We start from the raw sequence: 6,007 nt of genomic DNA on the forward strand, positions 1-6,007 counted from the left end.
GTGGCGGCCGCTCAAGCGGCGTGTGGCCGTGCGGGAGCCTTCGCCCACGAACGCGCCGCTCGAGGCGGAACTGAATACCGAGGTCAGAACGACTCGGTCCCATCGTCTAGGGGCCTAGGACACCACCCTCTCAAGGTGGAGACACGGGTTCAAATCCCGTTGGGACTACCAGCACTCACCTGCCGAAATGGTCGAAGGGAAGGCCGGGGGATGACCCGGCCCCTCGCGTTCCCCCCCTTCGTTCCCCCTCTTCGTTCCCCATGACCCGGAGCATGGCTTCACGCACAGCGTGTGTCGGTGATCGATGGCTGGGGCCACTTAGATTCGGCCCGGAAGCAAGGGCCGAGCGCCCCCCACTGATCAGACCGTGTCTGGTGGGCGCTGAGGGACTCGAACCCCCGACGTTCGTGTAAGGGCGAGCGAACGTGCTGGTCAGGGCGTTGAGCTGTGGAGCCGAGTGGACTGGAGTACCTCCGAGTACCTTGGAATGCCTTCGAGTTGTTCTGCAGGGGTTATGCGAGGGCACAGGCGGTGTTGCCGCACGCCGAGCCGGGCTGACTGGGTGGCGCCTGACGAGCTCGGTGTTGGCTGGACTCCTCATCGGCGCGGTGATCCTGGCCCTTCAGGTCACGCTGCAGCCGGGCTAGATCGCCGGCGGATGCGACCTCGTGAACGAGCGTGGTTTGCCGAGGGGGTTCGTTCCGATAGATGATGCCCGGACGAGCGCCTAGTGCCTACGCCACTGCGGTTCGGTGTTCCCATCCTGAACGCGCCCAAGGGGGAGGAAACGCATTGACTGTCGTCGAGTACGAGCCCAACGAAACGTTTCCGGGCGTGATCGGGAGAACAGCTGAGGAATCCAGCCCGGCGTGGCCTGCGCCAGTGCGGGCGCCGAAGGATACGCCCAATGTCGTCTTCATCGTCCTAGACGACACGGGGTTCGGTCAGCTCGGCTGCTATGGCGCTCCGATCCAGACACCGAACCTCGACTCGATCGCGGCGAACGGTTTGCGCTACAACAACATGCACACGACGGCGCTGTGTTCGCCGAGCCGCTCCGCCATCATCACCGGGCGGAACCACCATTCCAACGGCATGGCCGCCGTGACGGAGCTCGCGACCGGCTATCCGGGCTACAACGGGGTCGTCCCGTTCGAGAACGGCATGCTGCCGGAGATGCTTCTCGAACACGGATACAGCACGTTCATGGTCGGCAAGTGGCACCTGGCGCCGAGCAACCAGGAGACCGCTGCAGGTCCATACGACCGCTGGCCGCTTGGCCGCGGGTTCCAGCGGTTCTACGGATTCCTGGGCGGCGACACGAGTCAGTGGTATCCGGATCTCGTGTACGACAACCACCAAGTCGAGCCGCCGAAGTCGCCCGAGGACGGCTATCACCTGAGCGAGGACCTGGTGGACAGGGCCGTGGGGTTCATCGCCGATTCCAAGCAGGTCGATCCTGACAAGCCGTTCTACCTGCACCTCTGCTTCGGCGCCGCCCACGCGCCCCATCACGTCGCGAAGGAGTGGGCAGACAAGTACGAGGGGGCGTTCGATGATGGCTGGGACGCCTATCGCGAGACGACGTTCGCCCGTCAGAAAGAGCTCGGCATCCTCCCGGCCGACGCCGAACTGTCGCGGCATGATCCCGACGTCCCCGATTGGGACTCCCTCAGCCCTGAGGCTCGACGGCTCTCCAGCCGTTTCATGGAGGTGTTCGCCGGCTTCCTCACATTCACCGACCTGCAGATCGGACGACTCCTGGCGTTCCTCACCGAGATCGGCGAACTCGACAACACGTTGATCATGGTCATCTCCGACAACGGTGCGAGCGCGGAAGGCGGTCCGACGGGAACGACGAACGAGGGGCAGTTCTTCAACAACGCGCCGGAGTCGCTCGAGGAGAGCCTCGAACGCATCGACGAGATCGGCGGTCCGAAGACCTTCAACCACTATCCATGGGGATGGACGGCCGCGGGCAACACGCCGTTCCGCCGCTGGAAGCGTGAGACCTATCGTGGCGGCTCGTCCGATCCGTTCATCGTCTCGTGGCCGAAAGGGATCAAGACCAAGGGCGAGGTCCGACCCCAGTACACGCACATCATCGATATGGTGCCGACCGTGCTCGACCTCCTTGGGGTCGCACCTCCGTCGACTATCAGGGGGGTTACCCAGGCACCGATCCACGGCGTCAGCTTCGCGCATACGCTCGATGACGCCGCCGCGGAGAGCAACCGTCACACGCAGTATTTCGAGATGTTCGGCCACCGGTCCATCTATCACGACGGCTGGCGAGCGGTCTGCCCATGGCCAGGTCCGTCGTTCACCGAGTCAGCACCCAAAGAGTGGGGCGAGCCCATCACTGCGGACACCCTGTCGGAGCTCGACGCGACGGGCTGGGAGCTCTACCACGTGGCGGAAGACTTCGCGGAGAACCACGACGTGGCGGCCGAGCACCGGGACAAGCTGATCGCGATGATCGGGACGTGGTACGTGGAGGCAGGCAAGTACGACGTCATGCCCATCGACGGGAGTGCTCTCGCCCGGCTGGTCGTCGACAAGCCCCTCGTAGCGAGTCCTCGTGACCGCTACATCTACCGACCCGGCACGCAGTCGGTCCCGTTCTTCGCCGGCCCCCGCCTGCTCAACCGCCCGCACAGCATCACGGCGGATGTCGAGATTCCAGACGCCGGCGCCGAGGGCGTGCTGCTGTGCCAAGGGACGGCAGCCGGCGGGTACTCGTTGTTCCTGAAGGGTGGCAAGCTCCGATACGTCCACAACTACGTCGGCCGAGACCTCTACACGGTCGAATCGGAGGGGGACGTACCGGCGGGCAAGCACGAGCTGCGTTTCGAGTTCGAGCCGACAGGAGAACCCGATATGCCGAACGGAAAGGGTGCGCCCGGCAGGCTACAGCTCTACGTGGACGGGACACTGGTCGGGAACGCCGAAGCTCCCGTAACGACACCGTTCGTGTTCAATCCGGGTGCCCTCACCTGCGGCGCGAACCCTGGCTCTCCGGTCACGGATGACTACACGAGTCCGTTCACGTTCACCGGCACCCTGTATACCGTCACGGTGGATGTAAGCGGGGAGCTGATCACCGACCCCGAATCGGAGCTACGTGCGCACATGGCGCGACAGTAGCCCGCCGGTCCCCCCGTAAAGTCCCATCTCGGTGAGCTTCTCGATCTAGGCCTGCCTAATCGCCGGGAGGGTCGGCGGCGACTCGGAATCCGGCGTTGGAGGTCGACGATCCGGGCTCGCTGCCTTGACGCGCAGAGACCCGGTATCGACGACAGTACGATTGGTGGCAGAGGTAGGAGCCGCCACGCATCACCCGGTGCGTCCCTCCCGACGGCCCCGCGGGGTTCGTCCGTGGGCTGACCGCGTAGTACGCAGGATCGAACCAGTCGGCGCACCACTCCCAGACGTTGCCCGTCATGTTGTACAGCCCGAACGAGTTCGGCTCATAGGCATCAACCGGCGCTGTGCCCGCGAACCCGTCGGCGAGCGTATTCTCGCCCGGGAACCGTCCTTGAAACACGTTCATGCGGTGCTGGCCATTGGGCTCCAGCTCCTCTCCCCACGGAAACGGAGTGTCGCCCCCGGCCCTGGCCGAATACTCCCACTCCGCTTCGTTCGGAAGGCGCGTCCCCGACCATGAGCAGTAGGCCTGAGCGTCGGCCCATGAGACGTGGACGACGGGATGGTCACTGCGTCCGATGATGTCCGACTGTGGACCCTCCGGATGGCGCCAATCCGCGCCGTAGACCTGACGCCACCACTCCGCTCCGACGACCCCAGCGGTGTCCGGGAACTCGTCCGGGAGCGACCCACCGAACACGAACGACCATCCGAAATGTTCCGCAGCGGACACATGGCCGGTCGCATCGACGAACGATGCATATGCCGCGTTCGTCAGGGTGAACCGGTCGATCGAGAACGCGGAAATCTCGACATCGTGTACCGGACCTTCGCCGTCCCCGGGGTACGCCCACGCCGACTCGTCGCCCATTGTGAAGGTGCCACCCGGCAGCTCCACAAGGGTTTCGGGGGGAAGGCCGGAGCTGAAGTGCTCGACGGCAAGGTCTGCGCGGTCCGACCCCGGCGCACAGCAGGAACCGTCCATCGGTTTCCCCTTCCTTCTCGCAGGGTCCTTCTCGGATCGGACTCTGCCAGACCCCCAGCAGGGAACCCTACCGAGAACCCGGCCAGCAGTGGGTCGCTCAGCATTCGGAGGAGCGATCCATGCTGATCGATCGGACTCCAAGATGGGCTTTGACCTGCGGTTGCTCTTGCGGCGCTGAGGGTCGAGGCGAAGGTCGGGGGTTCGACCATTCCCCCGCCCCCCGGCTCAGGGCGTCCCTCGGCCATCGTTCAGGCCCCCGTCCCCGGAGCGTGCTTCTGCCTTGGCACCCGCACGGTTCCTGCAGGCCATACCATTCCAGCCGGGAGATAGTCCCCGGATTCACGATGGCCTCCCTCCCCCGATTCTCGCCGGTGCCGGACCCCTCCCTCCAGCACGGGGGAGAAGATGAGGAGTCCCGGTCGGAGACCTCGCCCGTGCGAGCCTCGACGGGCCTGCAAGGTTCGGCCCGCCATCCCTACAATCCTGGCGTCCACCGACGCGGGGAGAGCGCCATTGGCAGGTGACGTCATCGGGCGCGAGTCCGAGCTCGCAATCCTCAGTCGCTTCCTGGACTCGATCCCGACCGGGCCGAGCGCACTGCTCCTCTCCGGTGATCCCGGCATCGGGACGACCACCGTATGGCAGGACGGGCTGGCGAGCGCCCTGCAGCGGCGCTACCGCACGCTTTCATGCCGCCGGTCGAGGCGGAGACGCGCCTGTCGTACGCCGCCCTCGGTGACCTCCTCGAGCCGGTCCTCGAGGAGGCGCACTCCCTGCGGTGCCCGAGCCGCAGCGCCGGGCCCTCGAGGTGGCCCTCTTGCGGTCCCCGAGTTCTGGCGCCCGAGCCGACCAGCGGGCCGTTTCCCTGGCCGTCCTCGGATGCCTACGGTCGGTGGCCTCCACCTCCCCCGTCGTGGTGGCGATCGATGACGTCCAGTGGATGGACCTCCCTTCGGTCCGTGTGCTCCAGTTCGTCGTGCGGCGCTTGAAGGACGAGCAGGTTGGTTTGATGACAGCCTCGAGGCGCCCATGCCGATGACGACCCCCTGGGCGTCGTGTCGGCCTTCGGCGAGGATCGCGTGCACGCCGTCCACGTCGGACCGCTGTCGCAGGACGCCCTCGAAACGGGTGCTCCGGGCCAAGGTGGGGGAAGGGTTCTCCCGAACGACGCTCCTGAGCCTCCACGAGATGTCGGGAGGCAACCCCTTCTTCGCTCGGGAGATCGGATTGGCGCTCCTTCGCCGCGGAGGTGACGTGACGGCCGGCGAACGGCTCCCGATCCCTGACCGACTTCAAGAGCTCATCGAGGATCGCCTCGGGGGGCTCCCTGCGCGGACCGTCGAAGCCCTGGAGGTCGTCTCGGCCCTGTCGGCTCCGAAGTTCGATGCGATCCCTGCGGCGACCGATCCTTCCGAGGTCGACCGTCGCCTGGGTCCAGCGATCGAGCACCACGTCGTCGAGGTCGTCGGCGACCGCCTTCGGTTCACCCACCCCCTCCTTGCTTCCGCCGTCTATCAGAAGATCCCGCTGGCTCGGCGTCGCGAGCTGCACGCGCGGCTCGCGACGATCGTCCGCGATCCGGAGGAACGAGCCCCCACCTGGCTCTGTCCGTCGAGGGCCCGGACATCGCCGTCACCGCCACCCTCGAGGAGGCCGCCCAGCTGGCCTCCTCCCGGGGAGCGCCGCAATCCGCTGCCGAGCTCTGGGAGATGGCCCGCCGCGCTACGCCGGGTAACCGAGGCGAGGACCTTCTGCGTCGGACCCACCAGGCGGGCCTTGCTCACCACGAGTGCGGGGACACCTCGCTGGCGCGGAGCGTCCTGGAGCAAGCGGTGGACCTCTCGATAGCCGGGCCGGCTCGGGCCCGCGTGCTGC

At 66.4% G+C, this 6,007-nt stretch carries 2 protein-coding genes and 1 tRNA gene; 2 read left to right on the forward strand and 1 reads right to left on the reverse strand.

Features of this window, described 5'->3' with window-relative positions; genetic code table 11:
- Positions 1-95 precede the first annotated feature (95 nt).
- Positions 96-171: transfer RNA gene (locus VFI59_06435), tRNA-Glu, on the forward strand.
- Positions 172-792: 621 nt separating this feature from the next.
- Positions 793-3,147, forward strand: coding sequence for an arylsulfatase (locus VFI59_06440; protein ID HET6713328.1), 2,355 nt, complete (start codon positions 793-795; stop codon positions 3,145-3,147).
- 55 nt (positions 3,148-3,202) lie between these two features.
- Here the strand turns inward: VFI59_06440 and VFI59_06445 are convergent, their stop codons facing one another.
- A complete protein-coding gene (locus VFI59_06445) occupies positions 3,203-4,132 on the reverse strand; it encodes a formylglycine-generating enzyme family protein (protein ID HET6713329.1) in 930 nt (309 codons plus the stop codon).
- Between the last annotated feature and the right edge of the window lie 1,875 nt (positions 4,133-6,007).

The organism is Actinomycetota bacterium, from assembly GCA_035697485.1.
Classification (GTDB): domain Bacteria; phylum Actinomycetota; class UBA4738; order UBA4738; family HRBIN12; genus JAOUEA01.